The sequence below is a fragment of the Vibrio gelatinilyticus genome (assembly GCF_022836845.1).
Taxonomy (GTDB): domain Bacteria; phylum Pseudomonadota; class Gammaproteobacteria; order Enterobacterales; family Vibrionaceae; genus Vibrio; species Vibrio gelatinilyticus.
Genome location: NZ_JAJNNZ010000006.1, coordinates 193,835 through 214,014 on the forward strand (window position 1 = coordinate 193,835; position 20,180 = coordinate 214,014).

At 42.7% G+C, this 20,180-nt stretch carries 18 protein-coding genes; 9 read left to right on the forward strand and 9 right to left on the reverse strand.

Annotation, left to right across the window (positions count from 1 at the left end):
- The first annotated feature begins 165 nt into the window (after positions 1 to 165).
- A complete protein-coding gene (locus tag LNL84_RS10125; RefSeq protein ID WP_244357120.1) occupies positions 166 to 882 on the forward strand; it encodes a hypothetical protein in 717 nt (238 codons plus the stop codon).
- Between the two features lie 52 nt (positions 883 to 934).
- Here LNL84_RS10125 and LNL84_RS10130 read toward each other — a convergent pair whose 3' ends face one another.
- Entirely contained in the window at positions 935 to 2,023 is a 1,089-nt protein-coding gene (locus tag LNL84_RS10130; RefSeq protein ID WP_244357121.1) for a ketoacyl-ACP synthase III, read from the reverse strand.
- Between the two features lie 178 nt (positions 2,024 to 2,201).
- Between LNL84_RS10130 and trxC the strand changes: the two genes are divergently transcribed.
- Positions 2,202 to 2,636 (forward strand): thioredoxin TrxC, encoded by a 435-nt coding sequence (gene trxC, locus LNL84_RS10135; RefSeq protein ID WP_244357122.1) that lies wholly within the window; start codon positions 2,202 to 2,204, stop codon positions 2,634 to 2,636.
- 40 nt (positions 2,637 to 2,676) lie between these two features.
- Here the strand turns inward: trxC and LNL84_RS10140 are convergent, their stop codons facing one another.
- Entirely contained in the window at positions 2,677 to 3,573 is an 897-nt protein-coding gene (locus tag LNL84_RS10140) for a helix-turn-helix transcriptional regulator (protein WP_244357123.1), read from the reverse strand.
- Positions 3,574 to 3,647: 74 nt separating this feature from the next.
- Between LNL84_RS10140 and LNL84_RS10145 the strand changes: the two genes are divergently transcribed.
- Positions 3,648 to 5,030, forward strand: coding sequence for an MATE family efflux transporter (locus LNL84_RS10145; RefSeq protein WP_244357124.1), 1,383 nt, complete (start codon positions 3,648 to 3,650; stop codon positions 5,028 to 5,030).
- A 60-nt stretch (positions 5,031 to 5,090) separates the two neighbouring features.
- Here LNL84_RS10145 and LNL84_RS10150 read toward each other — a convergent pair whose 3' ends face one another.
- Positions 5,091 to 5,978 (reverse strand): LysR family transcriptional regulator, encoded by an 888-nt coding sequence (locus LNL84_RS10150; protein ID WP_244357125.1) that lies wholly within the window; start codon positions 5,976 to 5,978, stop codon positions 5,091 to 5,093.
- Between the two features lie 406 nt (positions 5,979 to 6,384).
- Between LNL84_RS10150 and LNL84_RS10155 the strand changes: the two genes are divergently transcribed.
- Positions 6,385 to 6,753: a MaoP family protein gene (locus LNL84_RS10155; protein ID WP_244357126.1), complete on the forward strand. Its 369-nt coding sequence runs from the start codon at positions 6,385 to 6,387 to the stop codon at positions 6,751 to 6,753.
- A gap of 129 nt (positions 6,754 to 6,882) precedes the next feature.
- On the opposite strand, the gene LNL84_RS10160 is transcribed toward LNL84_RS10155, so the two are convergent.
- The 5 genes from LNL84_RS10160 to LNL84_RS10180 all read right to left on the reverse strand — a co-directional run bounded on the left by LNL84_RS10160 (position 6,883) and on the right by LNL84_RS10180 (position 10,911).
- Positions 6,883 to 7,320, reverse strand: coding sequence for an ATP-dependent zinc protease family protein (locus LNL84_RS10160; protein ID WP_244357127.1), 438 nt, complete (start codon positions 7,318 to 7,320; stop codon positions 6,883 to 6,885).
- 11 nt (positions 7,321 to 7,331) lie between these two features.
- Complete coding sequence (locus LNL84_RS10165; RefSeq protein ID WP_244357128.1) at positions 7,332 to 8,351, reverse strand: succinylglutamate desuccinylase/aspartoacylase family protein; 1,020 nt, start codon at positions 8,349 to 8,351, stop codon at positions 7,332 to 7,334.
- Positions 8,351 to 9,256 (reverse strand): 30S ribosomal protein S6--L-glutamate ligase, encoded by a 906-nt coding sequence (gene rimK, locus LNL84_RS10170; RefSeq protein ID WP_244357129.1) that lies wholly within the window; start codon positions 9,254 to 9,256, stop codon positions 8,351 to 8,353. The genes LNL84_RS10165 and rimK overlap by 1 nt, the downstream gene beginning before the upstream one ends.
- 181 nt (positions 9,257 to 9,437) lie before the next feature.
- Entirely contained in the window at positions 9,438 to 10,313 is an 876-nt protein-coding gene (locus tag LNL84_RS10175) for a DMT family transporter (RefSeq protein WP_244357143.1), read from the reverse strand.
- A 226-nt stretch (positions 10,314 to 10,539) separates the two neighbouring features.
- Positions 10,540 to 10,911, reverse strand: coding sequence for an NADH:ubiquinone oxidoreductase (locus LNL84_RS10180; RefSeq protein WP_244357130.1), 372 nt, complete (start codon positions 10,909 to 10,911; stop codon positions 10,540 to 10,542).
- 508 nt (positions 10,912 to 11,419) lie between these two features.
- Between LNL84_RS10180 and LNL84_RS10185 the strand changes: the two genes are divergently transcribed.
- The 3 genes from LNL84_RS10185 (at position 11,420) to LNL84_RS10195 (ending at position 15,412) form a co-directional block, all read left to right on the forward strand.
- Positions 11,420 to 12,652 carry an L-lactate MFS transporter gene (locus LNL84_RS10185; protein WP_244357131.1) on the forward strand — a complete coding sequence of 411 codons (1,233 nt, stop codon included), beginning with the start codon at positions 11,420 to 11,422 and terminating at the stop codon, positions 12,650 to 12,652.
- A 189-nt stretch (positions 12,653 to 12,841) separates the two neighbouring features.
- Positions 12,842 to 15,196 (forward strand): fatty acid cis/trans isomerase, encoded by a 2,355-nt coding sequence (locus tag LNL84_RS10190; protein ID WP_244357132.1) that lies wholly within the window; start codon positions 12,842 to 12,844, stop codon positions 15,194 to 15,196.
- 30 nt (positions 15,197 to 15,226) lie between these two features.
- A complete protein-coding gene (locus LNL84_RS10195; protein ID WP_244357133.1) occupies positions 15,227 to 15,412 on the forward strand; it encodes a hypothetical protein in 186 nt (61 codons plus the stop codon).
- Between the two features lie 141 nt (positions 15,413 to 15,553).
- Here the strand turns inward: LNL84_RS10195 and torS are convergent, their stop codons facing one another.
- Positions 15,554 to 18,472, reverse strand: a complete 2,919-nt coding sequence (gene torS / locus LNL84_RS10200; protein ID WP_244357134.1) for a TMAO reductase system sensor histidine kinase/response regulator TorS — start codon at positions 18,470 to 18,472, stop codon at positions 15,554 to 15,556.
- 91 nt (positions 18,473 to 18,563) lie between these two features.
- On the opposite strand from torS, the gene torT reads away from it, so the two are divergent.
- Together torT and LNL84_RS10210 are read left to right on the forward strand one after the other, a co-directional pair.
- Positions 18,564 to 19,553, forward strand: a complete 990-nt coding sequence (torT, locus tag LNL84_RS10205; protein WP_244357135.1) for a TMAO reductase system periplasmic protein TorT — start codon at positions 18,564 to 18,566, stop codon at positions 19,551 to 19,553.
- A 147-nt stretch (positions 19,554 to 19,700) separates the two neighbouring features.
- On the forward strand, positions 19,701 to 20,156 hold the full coding sequence (locus LNL84_RS10210; protein ID WP_244357136.1) for a methylglyoxal synthase: 456 nt from the start codon (positions 19,701 to 19,703) through the stop codon (positions 20,154 to 20,156).
- Positions 20,157 to 20,180 lie beyond the last annotated feature (24 nt).

Below are 20,180 nucleotides of genomic sequence, written 5' to 3' on the forward strand. Positions count from 1 at the left end.
GCAGCCATTCGAATTATAAATAGTTTCTAACTGGTTGTTTTTATCAAAGAACAAGATAATTTGATATGCAAGGAACGTAAGTAGCCATAAAGGCTTGCGCGCGATTTCTAGTATATTCTGCATACGGAAGTGGAAAACTAGTCAATTAACCATTTGGCGAATCCTATGAACTCTTTTAATTTGCTTGCTTTACCACTTTGTATAACGGTACTTTCTTTATCATCCGTTTCGGCTCAGTCACTCGACACCGACGAAGTCAATTATGGTGACCCCACAGCCTCTTTTTCCACTCTTGGCGCATCGAGAGGTGAGAACTCAACCATGCTCAATTTTCAGGCGGGCTTCGGCGCAAACATTTTCCAGATTGACTATGGATTCAATGATAAATCTTTATCCAAGGATCCAAATAAAGAAGGTAGTCAAAACTATCGAGCGCGCGCATTTCACGTTACAGAAGGGCTTGGATTTTCCGCAACAGTAGTTGGCTCACAAAATGCCGACGATACGAAATCAGACGCGGTGTTTGTTGGTGCGCTCTACAAATTCGAACTAACAGACAACATTCTTTTGTTTCCCATGCTAGATGCCGGCCGTAGCTACGGAACAGTTCGTCATAACGGAGAGTTAATAGACAATAATTCCAACATAGTGCAACCTGGTCTCTACGCAATGTATGCCTTTGATGACGGGCACTGGTTGTACGCTAATCCAAAAGCACAATACAATGTAGCCGCAAAGGAATGGGTGCCACAGGCTGAGATTGGCGGCGGATATATGGTTTCAGACTCAATATCAGTAGGCTTTAGATTAGATCACACTGGGGAATCGAAAATTACCAAAGAAGATACTAAGTTGATGATCCAGGGTAACTATTACTTTTAAATACTAGAAATCAAAAGGGAGGCCTTAGCCTCCCTTAATAAGGTATCCGATGTTACTTTTCAGGTCTGTTTTGGCAATGCTTCACAGAACTTTCAATAAGCTCAAGCGCTGACTTATCACATTCTGGAAGTGATGCGTCGCTCTCGCCTAGAGGTTCGACACGCTCACCCCATTTTATGTGTCCAGCACCCCACGTTAACCCGGCACCAAACGCTGCAACGAGCAAATCATCATTCGGTTTAATCTTGCCTTGTTCGACTGCTTCACATAATGCAATTGGTACCGTGGCCGCCGAAGTGTTTCCGTAGTTCTGGATATTCACAAATGCTTTATCTTGCTCAATGCCTGACAAATCACACAAGGTTTGGATAATACGAATATTAGCCTGATGTGGAATCACGACATCAATATCATCTTTGGTTAGGTTCGAACGAGAAAGAACCGTATGAGCGGCAGCTCCCATGCCTTTTACTGCACGTTTAAAGATCTCTTTACCGACGAAGTTAAACTCAAAATAACCGTTGTCAGCTGCGAAACGGTCCATAGCGGTACCAAACGCTGGCATTGCCAGAATGTCACGCCCTTTAGCGTCACAACCGATCTGAGCGTCTTGAAGACCCACTTTCTTTTCAGTACGAGAAAGTACTGCTGCACCTGCACCGTCACCAAACAGTACCGCTGTGTCACGTTGGCTCCAATCAAGCAAGAATGACAATCTTTCAGCACCAATCACCAAAGCATGACGATAGTTGCCAGATTGAATCAATCGTGTGGCTGTTTCCATACCATACAAAAAGCCTGTACAAGCAGCATTAAGATCAAACGCTGCAGAAGCAGGAATTCCAAGGTTCTGTTGAACGCGAGATGCGGTATTTGGAATTAGAGAATCTGGTGTACATGTCGCGACGATAATCAAATCGACCTCATCTTTATCTACGCCAGCACACGCTAATGCGCGCTGAGCCGCTACGGTCGCTAACTCAGAAGTGTTAACGTGACTAATGCGGCGATTTTCAATACCAGTGCGTGTACGGATCCACTCATCTGATGTGTCGATGAATGTGCTTAAATCTTGGTTTGAAAGCGTTGCCGGCGGTAGACACTTGCCCCAACCTGTAATTTCGGCGTAAAAGTTTGTCATTCTGTACCTATTATTTATCTTTTTTAAAATCAGGATAAGTAACCATTATGAATTGACCAAGTATTATCAATGCCAATGATTGGTTACGTATCCCGATTGATTCATTTATTGAGTATACTCATAATCATAGACTCAAAGAAGTCTGATTTCTTAAATTCACATTTTAATGAGGTAGTTAATGTCTGCATTCAAAACACGTTGCCCTTCCTGTAAAGGACTTAATCGCATCCCATCAGAAAGAGTCAACGAATCCCCAAACTGTGGCCGATGCCAAGCCCCATTACTTGATGGCAGCCCTATTGAGGGAACCATCGAAAACTTTAATATATTGATCAACTCAGACACCCCAGTAGTGGTCGATTTTTGGGCCCCATGGTGCAACCCTTGCGTCGGTTTTACTCCCGTTTTTGAAGACGTCGCGCGCGAGCAAGCCAATACAATTCGATTTATTAAAGTCGACACCGAAGCACAGCAGCAATTAGCAGCACAGTATCAAATACGCAGCATCCCTACTGTTATGGTGTTTAAGCAAGGTCAACGGGTCGAAGTCATCAATGGCGCTTTACCAAAGACTCAATTCACACAGTGGCTTTCTCAAGCGGTTAACAAATAAACACGTGTCCAAACATAACAGAGTCATTGTATTGATTCTGTTATGTCTCTTTATTCATCATGCGTTTTCGATAACGACTCGGTGACTCTCCAACTTCTTTGGTAAAACGGTGTGTAAAGTTAAACGGATCTTTATAACCTAAGCGCTCCGCAATCATTGTTATCGACCAATCATTGTTTCTTAGCAAATCACACGCTTTATCCATCCTTAACTGAATTAAGCGACTTCTTGGCGATTGACCGTAAATCTGTTTAGAAATTCGTGCAAATTGCTCTTCACTAATAAAGGTGCGATTTGCCATCTCTTTCACGGTCCAGGGTAAATGCAACTGACTTTCAATCAGGTTGAACAACGCTTGAACCCTCACTTGGGTGCCGGAGGTCTGAGATTCAAACCCAGTCAATATACGGCAAACTTCACTCACTAATAATTTGCGATAACTCGACCTGCCCCCTATTTCTTGATGGAGCAAAGTCAATAATGCCCACATGTGTTCACAGCTATGGTAAGGCAACACTTTTTGCCCTGTTTCATTAAGCACTTTCCATCGATCAGTATTTTTTGGCAGAAACCAGGCCATACGCCAATGGTTATACTGCGGGTTCAATTCAAAGCGAAAAGAAGAGTTAGCAGGTAATACCACAAGGCTATACGGTTCTATGGCCGCGACGAAGTCTGATGTTATCAATACGCCGCCACCTTCCAGAGTAAATAATAGCGTGTGTACGTCAACCCCTTGTCTTTCAACTTGGTAACCATCTTCCAAATTGGCCAGCCCGGCCATGAAGATCTCTTGACCAGCAAACTCAGGGATATCTTTAGACGATAAAAAGCGCTCTTCGCAATGCTCGGATAAATACACCTCATCTTGCCAACTACTTTTGGTGCTAAATTGCTCAATGACGGATTCGCACAGGTTTTGTCTATTTTTGAACATGGTTAAGAATTCTCATTTTTTTTATAGTAGCCGCAATAATTTTGAATTAAATCACATTTTCAGTGAGCGCTATCATGGTCAATAAAAAGTACCTTAACTCATCCAAGAACGCTACTCAAAACCAGCTTTTGACCTCAGTGTTCAAGCTTGGTTTTCCGGTCGCTATACAAAGTGCGTTGGTCGCTATTTTGTCACTTGCTGATGTACTAATGGTCAGTGACTTTGGTAAAGAAGCAACAGCCGCGGTTGGTATCGCGTCTAAGTGGCATTTTGTCGCTATCATGATAATGGCAGGATTAGCGTCAGCCAATGGTGTACTTGTTGCCCAGTATTGGGGAAGAAACGACAAGCGTTCAGCCAAAACCATCACTCAACTTTCAATGGAGTTTGGTGCCAAACTGCTGATCCCTGTTACATTGGTCATTACGCTCTTCTCTAATTACATCATGATGTTACAAACCAGTGATGAGACCGTTATACACTTAGGGTCAACCTTTCTATGGTACGCTTTTCCGGTACTTATCTTAACGCATTTAGTTATTATTGCCGAATCAGGAATGCGCTCATCAGGTGACGCCGTAACGCCACTTTTGCTCGGTGGTGTCACTATTATTATCAATATCGGCCTCAACTTCTGGTTAATAAAGGGTGGCCTTGGAATCGATGCTATGGGCGTAGCTGGCGCTGCACTAGCAACGACTATCTCTCGCTTTATCCAGGTTATATTGATTTGGATTACCTTAAGTTACCGTAACCATTGGCTGATTAGTGCTAAGAAACTCGAAGACCATAGTAAACTGTGGACCTCCTATAAAAAGCTAGCACTACCCACAACGCTCAATGCTGTACTTTGGGCAATGGGCACCCTGATGTACCAGGTTATTTTTGGCCACATGGGTACAACAGAGTTAGCCGTGTTTAGCATGATTGGTCCGTTTGAATCCTTGTGTTACTCACTGTTTTTTGGAATTTCTGTCGCTTGCTCGATTTTACTAGGACAAACCTTAGGCAGAGACGATTTTGAACAGGCATTTGGCATGTCGAAAGTGTTTATTAAAGCGGTATTTTTGTTTGGTATTGGTATAGGTGTATTGTTGCTATTTGGCCGTGAGCACATCCTAGCCTGGCTAAACCTTGATACCACTGAGCTCTATCCACTTGCTTCACCCGCCGTAACGATTTTGTGCTGTGCGGTTTGGTTGCGAATGCTCAATCTGATTATCATCAATGGTATATTGCGAGCGGGCGGAGACAACGCTTTTTGTCTACGCATGGACTTTATTTCGATGTGGACAATTGGCTTACCGTTAACGGCTGCAGGCGCTTTTATTTTCCAGTTCGACTTTCAGATTGTTTATGCAATGATATTGACCGAAGAAGTCGTTAAGTTTTTGCTTTGCTTCCAAAGGTACCTAAAACGTCACTGGATGAATAACCTAACCATCGCCTCTGCATAATTGTGTAAATCATAAAAAGCCGCCGTTGTAACGGCGGCTTTTTGATATTCCATCGGGCGACTACTCCATTCCTTCACCTGCCTGCTGCATAAGGAACGAACTGGTCGGTTCAATTCGATTAATGAGTGTTACTACCTGCTCAATGGCATCTAGCGAGCTGCTGTTTTTACGATAGCTAATGTACATTGGCCTTGACCAATCATCTGCTCCTTCAACCCTATAAAGTTGCTCGCCCTCAAGAAAAGGCTCAGCCAAAGAAAGAGGCAGATAAGCACAACCGCCTTTTTCCAATATAAAGTCTAGAGCAATTCGCCCTGTAGACGTTCGTAAATAAGGTGCTGGAATATTCGGGTGGCGATCAGCATGCTCGAAAGTGAATCGTGTACCCCAATCAACATAAACGTATTGGTTATCTAGGGCGGTCTCAATACTCTGAGGCCTAGTCGACACCAGAACCAAATTCAGTTCTGCAATTTGAAGGCTTTTAAATTCATCTAGCTTGAAAGGATCAAAAGAGAAGACGACATCTAGCGAGCGGTCCAATAGTTTGCGATTTAGCTGCTCTCGACCTAAAGATTCTGCAACAAAACCGTATCCACATAATGCATCGGTGACGATGCTCAAGCAATTTTGTAGGTACGCATCCCAAATATTTGGAGTCCCGCCAATGGTGAGTTGCATCGCCCTATTACTTTCTAAGGACAACTCAAAGCGTGCTTGTTTCAGTGTCGAAACCATCACCTCGGCATAACTGACCAACCGCTGTCCTGCCGATGTTAACTGAATATTGTTGCGGTGACGCGTAAACAATTTCACATCAAAGTGCTCTTCAAGTTGCTTAATACGTGCACTTACAGCAGCTTGCGTAATGTAAAGGTTCTCAGAAGCTCGACCAAAGTGTTTTTCTTTACTGACCTCTAGAAAGGTTTGAAATACTTTTACGTCCATACGTGATTCACATGTCAAAACAATTGATAAAAAGCAAACTTAATGAATAGTCTATAAGTTGCTCAAGAAAAAAATAGCATTTCGATTAACTAGATTATACCCGATATAAGGCTTATTGCGTTGCATAAGACGCAACACGTTTTGTAACGACGCCTATTCGTCAATAATGTCAAAACAAAAGTTACCCGCAACGAAGAGTTTTCTCCCTTTAGTCCTAGAGCTAACTACCTCATTTCCCGTCGTTTAATACCTTTCTTCTATCACCTTTTTTGATGTTGATGACAAAAAAAATTCGTTGTTCAAACAATACTTCCCGTCCTATTCTAGCTTGGAATTTAGTTGGAATTCTAACTGAGCTGAGTCTTTAGAATTCCGCTCGGTCTTTATTTTGTTTTCTGAGGTCTCTATGACTGAAACACAATTCCGCCACGGCAAAAAACGCTTTTTTGACATAGTAAAGTTCCCACGTGGCTTTGCTAAATCTGGTGACTTTACTCTGCTTGAAGAACAAATTCTTATCACATTTGGGGAAACAATGCTTGCTTTAGAAAATGGCGAGATTGTGGCCGATAATGCCGACGAAAAACACTTTGTAAAAGTATTAAAACATCCAGGAAAAGCCAAAACAAAACTCGAGCATGTATGGTTAAAATACATTCGTCTAGCTCGAGGACGTAAATCATTCCACACCCTCAATAGCCGTTCAAAATTCCAAATGCCTATTATTGATTTTGATTATGAACTCAATGAGGATAATGCACCTGAAGCCGCTTAATTTTCTTTGATTCTACCCGTATGCCTCTTCCGAGGTGTAGCTCTTCTCCTACTAAGCTAAGCTCCCATTTGGGAGCTTATTTTTTGCGCCAGTAGTGAGACCACTGGCACTCTCCGCTATGTGAAGTTACTAATCAATAATGAATGCTCGACTTGGGTCAACATAGACTTTGTCATCCATCGCTTCACGCCCCAATAGCATCATATAGGTCATATCATTTCGATTGGTAAGGGTCAGCTCGATTGCCCATTCCTTGTCCCCGAGTTTGAACATCGTTTCAATGACGAACCGTTGCTCTACATTGCCATTGGACGATTTGATTCTTCGTGAATCCGAAACCAGCGATTCACAATGGACGATCTCATCCAATTGGTAGATATCTGGATGTAGGTCATACTGAACGTACAGCTTACCATCGCGTTTGATCTTTTTAAGATTATCAACATGCAACGAAGATGTTTTCGCACCAGTGTCAATTCTAACTTCAAGATCATTGATACCCAGTTCTGGCAGGCTACAAAGCTCAAGATTGCCGATGATCATTCTGTTGTTAAATGTATTAGGCATATACCTTCTCTCTAAATACTGGCTTCAATAGGAACGATAGCCTCTTGCATTAACTCTATGTGCTCGTGTACTTCTTCTGCAATCTCGCCGAAATAGGCCAGGTGATACATTGCCTCTCCTTCCTGTACCAATGGAATATTTTGCTTACCGATAATAATCCCTGTTCGATTTGATACGACTTGAGCAATTGTGTTACCCAGTGGGTCTTTAATATCTGCAAGTATCTCACCCTGGTCGACGATTGAGCCCAATTCGACATACCCTTTTACAAAACCACTGGCGTTAGCACGCGTCCAGTCACTTCGGTTGGCAATAAACGGTTCGATTTTGATTTTACTCATCCGCTTTCTAATCATTCCAAGGGCTTTGAGTACCCTTATGACACCTTTGACTCCGGTCTGAATAGAGAGCTCATCAAATCGCAATGCTTCCCCAGCTTCATAAAGCAACACACGAGCTCCGTTGCTAACAGCCGCCTCTCTTAGTGAACCGTCACGGATATTGGCATTCAATAACACTGGCACCGCAAAAGCCTCTGCTAAACGTTTGGTTTCCGCGTCATCTAAATTGGCGCGGATTTGCGGCAAATTAGATCGATGAATTGCGCCCGTATGTAAATCAATACCATAATCACAATGCGCGACAATACTATTTAGAAATGTATAAGCGAGTCTACCTGCTAACGATCCTCTTTTGGACCCAGGGAAACAACGATTCAGATCTCGTCGATCTGGCATATAACGGCTTTGGTTTAATACCCCATAAACGTTAACCATAGGCACTAAAATCAGAGTGCCCATTTGTAGCTTTAAATTTTCCTGAATAATACGGCTAATAATTTCGATACCATTTAGTTCATCGCCATGCACTGCCGCACTCACAAACACTACCGGGCCTTCTTTCTTTGCGCGTATTACCTGAATTGGGATATTCACTTCTGCATCGGTATACAATTTAGCCACAGGAATGTCGATCTTTTTACGCTCCCCCGGGCGTATTTCTACGCCCGAAATCATAAGTTTCTTGGCCATTATCCGCGCCCTTTCGTCTTATTGTTGTTTGGCTTTGCATTTTTTTCTATAAAATCGAAAATTAACCCTGCTACATCTTTTCCTGTCGCGGTTTCAATACCTTCAAGACCTGGGGATGAGTTGACCTCCATCACTACGGGTCCACGATCTGATTGCAGTATATCTACACCACACAAATTCAAGCCCATAGCCTTTGCTGCATTCACGGCAGTAGCGCGCTCTTCTTTAGTGAGTTTAACGAGCTGTGCAGTACCACCTCGGTGAAGATTTGAACGAAACTCACCCTCACTAGCCTGTCGTTTCATTGCCGCAATTACCTTACCACCCACAACAAAACAACGGATATCAGCACCTTTTGCTTCAGCAATAAACTCCTGAACCAAAATATTGGCTTTTAATCCCATAAACGCTTCGATAACGCTTTCTGCTGCCTTATTTGTCTCGGCAAGCACTACACCAATTCCTTGTGTGCCCTCAAGCAGCTTAATCACTAATGGTGCACCGCCGACATTTTTTATGAGGTCTTGGATCTTGTCTGGCTTGCTGGCAAACCCTGTTCTTGGTAGTCCAACGCCTTTGCGAGACAACAGTTGCAATGAGCGCAACTTATCGCGGGAACGACTAATCGCTACCGATTCATTCACACAAAACGTGCCCATCATTTCGAACTGGCGAACGACGGCTGTACCATAAAACGTAATTGAAGACCCTATGCGTGGTATCACTGCGTCGTATTGAGGTAATTCTTCACCCATGTAACGTACTTTCGAACTATCACTCGTAATATCCATGTAGCAATGCAGGGTATCGATGACATCGACTTGATGTCCTCGAGCTTCGCCAGCTTCTTTTAGACGTCGAGTTGAATACAAGTTTTCGTTGCGAGACAGGACTGCAATACGCATATGTGTAACCTCTTAATGTTCATAAGAACCGGTGAATACTCGACCCGGTAAGTGCGTGAACTTTAGAAGTTATTTCAGAGAAGATACAACGAATAGTTTTGCTCTTGTCGACAAAAAAATTTTATTAATTGGGCATTAGAGCCGTATCTTTGAAATTGGGAAGTAGGTAGAACTAAGTTACTTAGTGGAAAAATCGACGGATTCGGCCTCCAGCCCGATAGATAACTAAAGACAGAAAAATAAGAGTGCATCCAATGAGCTTCGACATGGTCATTTGTTCCTCGTACCAAATCACACTAAGGATCACTGTGCCTATCGGCTCTAGTAACATAATGAGAGCTGCGTTAGCCGCTAACACATACTTCTGACCTGTCGTTTGTAGGACGTAACGTAAACTGGTAGCGACCAATGTCGATAATGCGAACCATCCCCAAATTGTATCTTCGATCGAATCTGGTAATGTCTCAAACAATAAGCTCAGTGTTAATCCGAAACCGCCAGTTACAAACAACTGAATGCAGGTCAATAACAGTATTGGCATTTTACTGGCAAGCTTCGCATTCATATTGAAATGCAGAGCTAAAAATAGGGCCGATGCTAAGAACCATAACTGGCTGCTGGAAATCAACCATCCGTCCGCTAAGGATAGAAACGCCAATCCTGCAATGGATAGTGGCAACGACATCCAAAAAGTACGAGAAGGCGTTTGCTTGAACAAAGCCCAAGCGACGATAGGTACAAATAGCATAGAAAGGCTAAGAATAAAGGCCCCTTCTCCAAGCGTACTACTGATTGATATGGCATAGATCCAGCACATCAAAGCCATAGCCATAAGTAGGCCCACTCCCATCGATTTAGCGATATCCTTTTGGTGAACCTTGGTAAATGAGCAATAACAAAATGGAAGAAGAAAAAGTGAAGCCAGCACAAACCTTAATCCAATAAAGGCAAACGGCGGTAATCCTTGTATGGTTTCTTTAGAAAAAATCCACCCTAAAGATGCTAGCATGGTCGTAGCGACCAAAATCAAAGTCCCTTTTTGTTCGTTATGCAAAATGGCCTTCCCGTTTAAAGTTCTCAATTGGTAGCGAAAAAAATATCAATAAAGCATGGTTGTCAGATATGTATCGTACTAGTTGGTACTTTGATAAGTAAACTGGTTTAGCGTTAGAGACAATAACGCCTGTGGAGCTACGCTTTAAACATTTATTCAGAATTCTGATTGCCATCAACAGAAAAGGAAGGGCAAGCCCTTCCTTTACAAATAATTATGATGATGTATTTTAAGCCGCTGATGTAGCACCTAACTTGGGTACTATTGTTCTCGCGTCCTTGTAGCTAAACCACAAATAACTCACGACAATGGTGTAGAACAGATACGATAGTGAGAAAACGATTGGAGATGTAATTAGTTCATGGGAAATACTAAGCGCAATTCCAACGACGGTAATCGTCAATTTTGCCATTGCACCGCAAAGCAGCAAAAACAGTGACAGTTCAGGGAAACGTGAGCTGAAAAAAGCGATGAAGTAACAAGCCCCGACAGCTAGTGAAGCAATTGATAATCCAAGCATATAAGAATGGATATGGTCAGCCGCAGCCCAACCAGCTCCAATAGAAAAACCAAGTAACATTACTATTTTAGGGATAAACATAAATCACCTCTACTATTCCGCAATTTAGAAATGAAATATCCGATTTTCATTTTCGAAAACTAATTTTGTAGATATTGTGCTCTTAAATTATAGCAAAAACAAGCGCATTTTTTGTACATATTAATGCAACCATTTACCTATATTATTTTGGAAACATTTAGTTAACACTCTACACGCACAGAAACATTATATTACAATAAGTTACGTATGTTACGTGTGTTACCCTCCCCTTGTTAACATTATTTTAACTTTCAAGAACTTTAAAATTAAAAATGATTTTTGTGACATCATCATAAATATGAGTTTATATTCACATCTGCATATTATATTTATTACAAATAATTTACATTGCTAAGGTAATTTGTATTTATTTAAAAAATCGATTCCAATCACATTATTATTGGTTATAATCCGCGCTCCTTTGCACTATCTGTTGATAAACGCAAACTAAATTTTAGTTTTACCATTAACCCCCACGAACTACGGTTCGCTTCACCAGAGAAAAACAATGAACAAGATTGATAAAGCAATGCGTATCCTCCTTGCTGGATTCTGTATCAACCTTTGTCTTGGCATCCTGTATGCCTGGAGTGTCTTTAACAAAGCACTAGTGTCTGACTGGGGTTGGAGTGCAGCAGATGCCTCTTCTCCTTACGCACTTGCAACAATCACATTCTCTGTTTGTCTTTTGGTAGCTGGTATCCTTCAAGACCGCATGGGTCCACGTAAGATCCTAATCCTAGGTACTACGTTGACAGGTCTTGGCATGATTGCTTCTGGATTTGCTACTTCTGTTCTAGCTCTTAACATCACCTTCGGTGTTATTACTGGTGCTGGTATCGGATTTGGCTATGCTTGTCTTTCTCCTGCTGCGATGAAGTGGTTTCACTCTTCTAAGAAAGGCATGGTTAATGGTTTAATTGCTGCTGGATTCGGTTTGGCTGCTATTTATCTTGCGCCCGTAACCTCCGCTTTAATCACTAGCTTAGGTATCAACACTAGCTTCATGATCCTTGGGGTTGGCGTTCTGATCATTGCTGTACCTCTTGCATGCACAATCAATAACCCACCGACGGACTACATTCCCGAAGCTCCAAAAGTAAAAGCAGGACAGGCGCCAAAAGCAACAACTGAATCAGTTAACGTTAATTGGAAGGCCATGTTGAAAACACCTCAGTTTTACTCGCTTTGGGTAATGTATGCTTTTGCCGCGTCAACCGGTCTTATGATTATTGGTAACATTACCAATATCGCTAGTGTTCAAGCAAATCTACCAAATGCTGTTTACCTTGCGTCTATTCTGGCTGTATTCAACTCTGGCGGTCGTGTTGGTGCTGGTATCTTAGCGGATAAGATTGGTGGTGTGCGTACACTTCTAATCGCGTGTACCCTGCAAGGTATCAATATGGTGCTTTTCGCAACGTTTAATTCAGAATTAACGTTGATTATCGGTACCGCGATTGCTGCGATCGGTTATGGTACATTGCTTGCTGTATTCCCAACGCTAACTGCAGAGTACTATGGTTTGAAAAACTACGGCACAAACTACGGCGTTCTGTATACAGCATGGGGTATCGGTGGTGCGATTGGAGCCGCTGTTGTTGGTTACTCAATGACACAAGGCGGTGGTTACACTCTTGCGTACACGATTTCAGCAGTAATGATGGGTGTTTGTATAGTTCTAGCACTTATCACTAAACCCGTCACCGCTGAGAAATCAGCGGAGCTAGAAGCCGCTTAAATCAACTCTGAATTTCTATTCCTCAAAAGCCCAGTACTCTGGGTTTTTTTGTCTCTTATTTTCCTCGAAAACCACTGCCTCTTTAATTATCTTCCATTGATATGTGGAAATTTATTGATTTATCGATAAAAATTAGCACTATACGTACAAATAGCTCATCCTAAGCAACCATATCTTCGCGAGCAATTTATGAATTTCAGACATTATTTTATCTTCTTATTCGTTGTAATCTTTTCTGGTTGTGCGACTTATGCCAGTCTCAACTTTGACGATCTCTTTGGCTCAGCGAAAGTTAGGCAACGAACTGAACTCCCAAATCACCCAGATTCATCGTATTTCCTTAGCGAAGTAAAGCCTATACTCGATAAACGATGTGTTGTATGTCACGCTTGCTATGATGCTCCATGCCAGCTTAAGTTATCTTCAGTAGAGGGGATTGAGCGCGGTGGTAGCAAAAAGCTCGTCTACGAAGGAACCAGGCTTACTGCGACGAAACCAACACGCTTATTCGAAGATGCACAGACAACAGAAGAATGGCGTCAGAATGCATTTTTCCCTGTACTTAACGAACGAGAACAAAGTCTATCGGCCAATCTAGATGCAGGACTTATTGCTCGTATGCTCACGCAAAAACAGCGCCACCCTCTTCCAGAAGTACCTCAACTTGAAGGGTTCGATTTCTCTATTGCAAGACAGCAAGTGTGCCCGACGATAGAAGAGTATGCCGACTACGAAAGACAAAACCCGACTTGGGGAATGCCTTTTGGTATGCCTAACTTAAGCGACAATGAATACAACACGTTAATTGGCTGGGTAGGTAGCGGTGCTACCATGAACTCTCCCCTACCCCTGACAATGGAAGAACAACAATTGGTAGATGAATACGAATTGTTGCTCAACAAGTCCGCACGAAAGAACCAACTGACAGCTCGTTATATATACGAACACCTATTTCTGTCACACCTGTATTTTTCTGAGATTGAAGGTCAACCCCGCTTTTTTACTCTTATTCGCTCAGCCACACCACCAGGTCAACCAGTAGAGCGAATTGTTACCCGTCGACCTTATGACCCACCAGGTGTCGATCGCGTCTACTATCGGCTGATCCCAGAGCAAGGCACGATTGTCGATAAGACACACATGCCTTTCGCGCTTAATGAACGAAGGCTTCAACAGTGGTACGAATGGTTTATAGAACCGGAGTACACTGTCTCAGATCTACCAAGTTATCAAATCCACGTCGCCGCCAACCCTATGACGGCATTCACGGCTTTGCCGTACAGGGCGCGTTTTAGTTTCATGCTCGACAACGCTCAGAATACGATTATGGCTTACATCAAGGGGCCTGTTTGTCGCGGCCAGTTAGCACTCAATGTAATCAATGACCATTTCTGGATATTTTTTATTGATCCCGAAAGCTCCGATATTCCCGAAATCAATCAGTTTTATCAAGAACAAACCAATAACCTCAAACTTCCTAGCGAATTGGACAGTACCACTGTGCCACTGACCAATTGGGTTGCTTATTCTCGCCAGCAAGCACGCTACCTTGAAGCACGCGCCCAATTTATGAATAAATGGTTTAAAGATGGGCAACATTTAACAACCGACATTCTTTGGAAAGGTAACGAAGAGAACCCTAATGCCGCACTGACTATTTTTAGGCACTTTGATAGCGCCTCAGTAGTGCAAGGAATGGTCGGTAGCAAACCGAAGACAGCCTGGATCCTTGACTATGCATTACTAGAACGAATTCATTATCTGCTAGTCGCTGGTTTTGATGTCTACGGTAACTTTGGTCACCAATTAATTACCCGCATGTTCATGGACTTTTTGCGTATGGAAGGAGAAAGCAATTTCCTTGCATTATTGCCCAATGAGGTCAGACATAATGAGTTTTCTAGTTGGTACAAAGATCAAAGCCCGCAATTTAGCGCGTTCTTGCAGCGGAACGTAGCGCCTTTTAGCCAACCAACACAGGTGAAATACAAAACTAACAACCACAAATCAGAGCTATTCGATATTATTCGAAATGAAATGGCCCCTATCCTTCATGATAGGTATGACATCGTGAATACCGGGCTATCCAAAAGCAATGAGGCCCTGTTGGCTTCCATCAATAACATTAGTGGTGACGGACTCATCGCGGTACCACAAATTGTTATGGTAATGGTCAAAACCAACAATGGCAGCCAGCAGTTGTTTACCATGCTTCATGATAACGCCCATACCAACATTTCTAGCCTGTTTGCAGAAGAAAGAAACAGGGATTTTTCCAATGATGGTCTTAGCTTTGTTAGAGGTGTCATCGGTAGTTACCCAGCCGCCTATTTTTCTCTAAACGAAGATCAAATTCATAATTTCGTATCGTCTTTGAAAAACATGAACAACGAACAAGACTATATTAAACTTCTCGACAATTATGCAGTTAGGCGAACCTCGCCTGAATTCTGGTCATTTAGCGATGAAGTACACGCCTTCTACCAGCGTACTCAGCCTATCGAATTTGGTCTTTTGGACTATAATCGGTTTGAGAACAGATGAGTGTTCAGTACGACACTTAGGAGGTGCTATATGAACATCCAAGATAGCATTGAAGCGATTGAACAACAGATATATGTCGCCTGTTCAGATGGTGATTACGATAAAGTCACTGTGCTAGAACATAAGCTAGAACACCTAAGGAGTCTTTCTGGTAAGGACTTAAGTGAACTATTGTACGGTGAAGATGCACCGAATTACTTTAGTGATGATTTCTAATGTAAGATTGGATCAAGGAAACAGATCAAAGGGCCCATGTATTATTGTGGGCCCTTTTTGTTGGTGATTTAGATAATGTAGCGCTACGCTACGCCCTGAGATACATTTCAGTATTAAGGCGTTATCATGATACATCAACTCTCAACCATTGCTGCGTTGAAACTCAACCAGAGCCAGAACAGAATCATGATAAGTTTCATTAAGCTCATGTTTTTTGTCTTTGAACTCCAGCAGTGGCTGATTCGCTTTTTCAATCGATAAACATCGCTTGTAAAGTGCCGTTAACCCCAGGGAGCCCGCAGAACCCTTTAATTTATGACACAAACTGACAACGCCTTGCAGATCGTCGTCGTCTTCTGCCAATTCAAGCTGTCGCATGATATCTTCACCGGATACGTAAAATGCGTCGAGAATTTTGCCTACACGACCCATCCCTAACACATTGATGTCAGCCTTTAGAATCGATGAATCTAGAACATCATCAACCACTTGATCTCTAGGACTGTACATCGACTCAAAGCTCGACACTAGCGTCTGACCATCAAGTAGCCTAGCTATGGTTTCTTGCAGTGCCTCTCTGTCGATTGGTTTGGGCAGGTAACCATCAAATCCTGCTTGTAAATAGCCTTCAACTTCTTCGGTAAATACATGGGCAGATACTGCTATCATTGGGATCGTACGGTGTAGCCGTTTTTCTTTGACTAAGTTGGCTTCTAACTCTTTTAACTCTCGCAATAAATCAGTACCAACACAATCAGGTAGGTTAATATCAAGTAACGCTAGGTCAAATTCGTGTTGTGCAAACAACTGTTTAGCTTGCTGTCCATTGTCGGCACACATTACATGGTGTCCCATGTTGACCAAAAAACCCTCTGCGACCATCAAATTGACAGGATTGTCTTCGACTAATAGTATCCTCGCGTTAAGCTTCTGATTTTCTATGGCTTCAAGAAGAATGGGTTCATCAAGTTCTGTGGCTTGTTCTAACGGAACAGTAAACCAAAAACGACTGCCTTCACCCTCGTAAGAGTCCACATACACCTGCCCTCCCATAGCATGAACAAGCCTAAAGCTGATCGCTAAACCTAGACCTGTGCCACCGGATTTACAGTGAGAACCCTCAGCCTGCGTAAATGCGTCAAACAAATTGAGCTGATCATCAGAACTGATGCCTATCCCAGTATCCGACACTTCAAAGGATAGGCAGCGTTCATCATCAAAATCGACAGAAACATAAATATCAACCGTTCCCTTCTCAGTGAACTTTATTGCATTCCCCACCAGGTTATTTAGCACTTGGCTAATTCGTGTAACATCACCACTGTACAATTGCCTTACATCGCTTTCGATATGGAAGCAAAATTCGATATTCTTTTCTAAGGCCCGCCCATGCATTAATTGGTAACAATCTTGTACCATTCGATAAAGATCAAACGGTCGTTTGCGTATGTCGAGATGCCCTGCCTCGATTTTCGAATAATCCAAGATGTCATTGAGTATCGAGAGTAAATTTTGGCCACTTCGATTAATCACATTTAAGTAATGGGTTTGCTTGCTGTCTAACTTGGTTTCTTCGAGCAATGCGGCCGTTCCGAGAACACCGTTCATAGGAGTACGAATCTCATGACTCATCGTGGCTAAAAATGCCGATTTCGCTTTGTTTGCTTGTTCGGCTTGATCTCGGGCTTTACTGTGATTGAGGATCTCTAGATTTAAACTATCATTGGTTTCCTGAAGTTGCATAGTACGCTCTTCAACCAATTCCTCTAGGTGTACTTTATGCTCTTGCAACTCCATGCGCGCAGCAGCTTCTGATTCCGCAACAACCTTAAGTGCTTGAGCCGTATTTCTCGCCGTTATAATGGCTTGGCCCATATGTGCGAGTTCATCATTACCTTTTACTTTCACATCAACTTTAAGCTGGCCCTTAGCGATTGAAAGCAATGCTGAAGAATATTCGGCCAAGCGCTTCACAACCGAGATATAGACAACTCTCCATACGATCAATACCACAATGATTAAGCCAGCAAGAGATAACACCGACAGCGTCCACTGAGCATATTTTAGCGTGTCTGATAACTGGGAAATAGCTTTGGTCGCCGTAGCATTAGAGTGATCAATCAAGCGGCTGATTGTTCCATTGAGTATGGATAGCTGCTTTACTGAATCTTGCATCAATGTTTGAGAACGCTCTTTTTCACTGTTTTTAATTCTAAGCATCTCAAACACAGCGTCACCATGGGCTAATCGGTCAAGCAAGATAAGCATCTGTAAAGAGCGAGTCGGGTCTTCGACACCACCGATCCGCCTTGACATTATCGATAGGTTTGCCGAGTATTTTCGCTCAATCTGCTCTATACGACCAATATCTGTCACGGTGCGTGTCTCTTCAATCTGATTAAGAACCGTAAAGGCAAGCAAATGGAGTTCGTGCAACCGTTCGGAAAGATCGAGGTCGACTTCAACCAATGCGTCCAAAGCCTGATAGACCTGTTCTATCTGACGACTTTCTAGCAAATCATAAATGTGTGTGACATTTGCCACTGCAATGGTACTGGTGTTTAGGACTTGCGTTCGCGTTAGCTGTTCCAACTCTTTAGCATCAAGGCGTAATTGCTTTACATCTTTACTAATCTGATTTTCTAAACTGATTGAACGCTCAACAGAGACTCCAAGCTCCACCAAAGTGTCTATTACTTCTTGGACATTGTTCTCAAGTTGACTAAGCAAGTTTTCATCAAACGTATCAGAGCCTAACGACTTGATATGGGATAGCAGTGCTTCTAATCGTGTAAATAGCTGCTTTCCGGCGCGTTGATGATCATCTTTAGTGGTTGCAGTTGAAAGTGTTTGCACCGAGGCAATAATTCGCGCACTGAGCTCAGAAACTTCACGAGCTTCGATCATAGAGGGAATTGCTGAATCAACAACGGTTCGCTCAGTTTTGGCCACTAATGAAAAACCGGACATACCAATGGTCGCAGATAACATCACTAAGAGCGCCATGGCGAGAAACGAAAAAAGTAGTTTTCGTCCGATGCTTGCTTTAGCGAGTAACATAAGAGCGCTCCAAAAGTTTTCTTCTTTACTAACTGAATATACGCTATATTTTGCAATGTTCAGCCACAATATACCAATCAACTGTGATCACATGGCGAAAATAGCACGCAGATTTATATCACTAGCTCTCCTGACTCTCGTTTCGAGTGCTTCTGTGAGTGCCGCCAATACCAAACTTTGTGCCATCTATCCCCACCTAAAAGACTCATACTGGTTGTCTGTTAATTACGGAATGGTTAAAGAATCGGAAAAACAGGGGCTTCAACTTAAAGTCCTGGAATCCGGTGGTTACCCCAACCTAGACCGTCAGAAGAAACAAATAGAACAATGTGCGCAGTGGGAAGCCGATGCCATTATCCTAGGTACGGTATCTCCGAGTGCCTACATCGATGATCTAGGCACTCACAGCCAGGGAATCCCTGTATTCGCAACCGTCAATCACCTGATTGTCAGTGGCGAGCAAAAGCAATATCTCAAGGGTGTGGTTGGCGTAGACTGGTATTGGATGGGGTTTAAAGCAGGTAAGTACCTTGCTGACAAACACCCAAAAGGTTCAGGTAAGGCTAATGTTGCTTTACTGGCTGGTCCAAAGCACAGTGGTGGGACCAAACCCGTTATTGCGGGATTCAAAGAAGCAATAATAAACAGTGATGTTATTATCACACAAACGAAGTGGGCTGATAACGACAAAGAACTACAGCGGAATTTAGTGCAAGAGGTCATTGAATCTAACCAAGTGTCTTATATCGTGGGTAGCGCCGTTGCTATCGAAGCTGCCATAAGTGAAATTCGCGTCGCTAACCAACAGCAAATTATCGGTCTTGTTTCTACGTACTTAAGTCATGGGGTTTACCGTGGGCTCATTCGAAATAAGGTCGAGTTCGCCACGAGTGACAAAATGGTGTTACAAGGACAACTCTCGGTGCTTCAAGCCAGCCATTATTTGAATAATCAGCCCTATCAATATGACGAAGCACCCAAAATCGAGGTGCTAACTCCTTCAAATATTGACCAAAATATTATTAGTCAGTCTCTGTCTCCTTCAGGATATCGGCCTACGTTTAGCGTCTCTCCTGACTAATAATCATAATTGTTACACCTTAGTTTGCATTTCAAGGGTAAAAACGATTAACATTTTGAACAATGATTCCAATGACCATTGAACAACATGTTCATCGCGAATAATCAGTGTTCATTGGAATAGAATTCAAATCATTAGGGAAAATCAATGCAAAAAACAACAAGAACGATGCCAGCCCATAAACATATTGCGCTCGTTGCTCACGATCACTATAAACCGGAATTACTACGCTGGGTCAAGGAAAATAAAGAAAAGCTACAGGGTCACTTCCTTTACGCTACCGGTACCACCGGTCATATGCTGAGTAAAGAGACAGGTTTAGCGATAAAAAGCATGATCAGTGGCCCGATGGGTGGCGATCAACAACTAGGAGCCCTGATTTCTGAAGGGAAAATCGATATGATGGTTTTCTTTTGGGATCCACTCAACGCCGTACCACACGACCCCGATGTCAAGGCCCTGCTACGAATTTCTAGTGTATGGAACATTCCCGTGGCGACAAACCGCGCAACGGCTAATTTTTTATTTACTTCTACTCTACTTCCTGAGGAAGTAGATATTGAAATCCCCGACTATGACGCCTACTTGGCCGCTCGAACCTAGAGCTAAAACAAGCCCCTATGCAGG

Excerpts from the sequence above, each read along its gene's own strand:
- LNL84_RS10210 (WP_244357136.1), top strand. The coding sequence starts at position 19,701 with ATGCAAAAAACAACAAGAACGATGCCAGCCCATAAACATATTGCGCTC.
- LNL84_RS10125 (WP_244357120.1), top strand. The coding sequence starts at position 166 with ATGAACTCTTTTAATTTGCTTGCTTTACCACTTTGTATAACGGTACTT.
- LNL84_RS10155 (WP_244357126.1), top strand. The coding sequence starts at position 6,385 with ATGACTGAAACACAATTCCGCCACGGCAAAAAACGCTTTTTTGACATA.
- LNL84_RS10190 (WP_244357132.1), top strand. The coding sequence starts at position 12,842 with ATGAATTTCAGACATTATTTTATCTTCTTATTCGTTGTAATCTTTTCT.
- rimK (WP_244357129.1), bottom strand. The coding sequence starts at position 9,256 with ATGCGTATTGCAGTCCTGTCTCGCAACGAAAACTTGTATTCAACTCGA.
- trxC (WP_244357122.1), top strand. The coding sequence starts at position 2,202 with ATGTCTGCATTCAAAACACGTTGCCCTTCCTGTAAAGGACTTAATCGC.
- LNL84_RS10195 (WP_244357133.1), top strand. The coding sequence starts at position 15,227 with ATGAACATCCAAGATAGCATTGAAGCGATTGAACAACAGATATATGTC.
- LNL84_RS10160 (WP_244357127.1), bottom strand. The coding sequence starts at position 7,320 with ATGCCTAATACATTTAACAACAGAATGATCATCGGCAATCTTGAGCTT.
- torT (WP_244357135.1), top strand. The coding sequence starts at position 18,564 with ATGGCGAAAATAGCACGCAGATTTATATCACTAGCTCTCCTGACTCTC.
- LNL84_RS10185 (WP_244357131.1), top strand. The coding sequence starts at position 11,420 with ATGAACAAGATTGATAAAGCAATGCGTATCCTCCTTGCTGGATTCTGT.
- torS (WP_244357134.1), bottom strand. The coding sequence starts at position 18,472 with ATGTTACTCGCTAAAGCAAGCATCGGACGAAAACTACTTTTTTCGTTT.
- LNL84_RS10180 (WP_244357130.1), bottom strand. The coding sequence starts at position 10,911 with ATGTTTATCCCTAAAATAGTAATGTTACTTGGTTTTTCTATTGGAGCT.
- LNL84_RS10130 (WP_244357121.1), bottom strand. The coding sequence starts at position 2,023 with ATGACAAACTTTTACGCCGAAATTACAGGTTGGGGCAAGTGTCTACCG.
- LNL84_RS10145 (WP_244357124.1), top strand. The coding sequence starts at position 3,648 with ATGGTCAATAAAAAGTACCTTAACTCATCCAAGAACGCTACTCAAAAC.
- LNL84_RS10150 (WP_244357125.1), bottom strand. The coding sequence starts at position 5,978 with ATGGACGTAAAAGTATTTCAAACCTTTCTAGAGGTCAGTAAAGAAAAA.
- LNL84_RS10140 (WP_244357123.1), bottom strand. The coding sequence starts at position 3,573 with ATGTTCAAAAATAGACAAAACCTGTGCGAATCCGTCATTGAGCAATTT.
- LNL84_RS10165 (WP_244357128.1), bottom strand. The coding sequence starts at position 8,351 with ATGGCCAAGAAACTTATGATTTCGGGCGTAGAAATACGCCCGGGGGAG.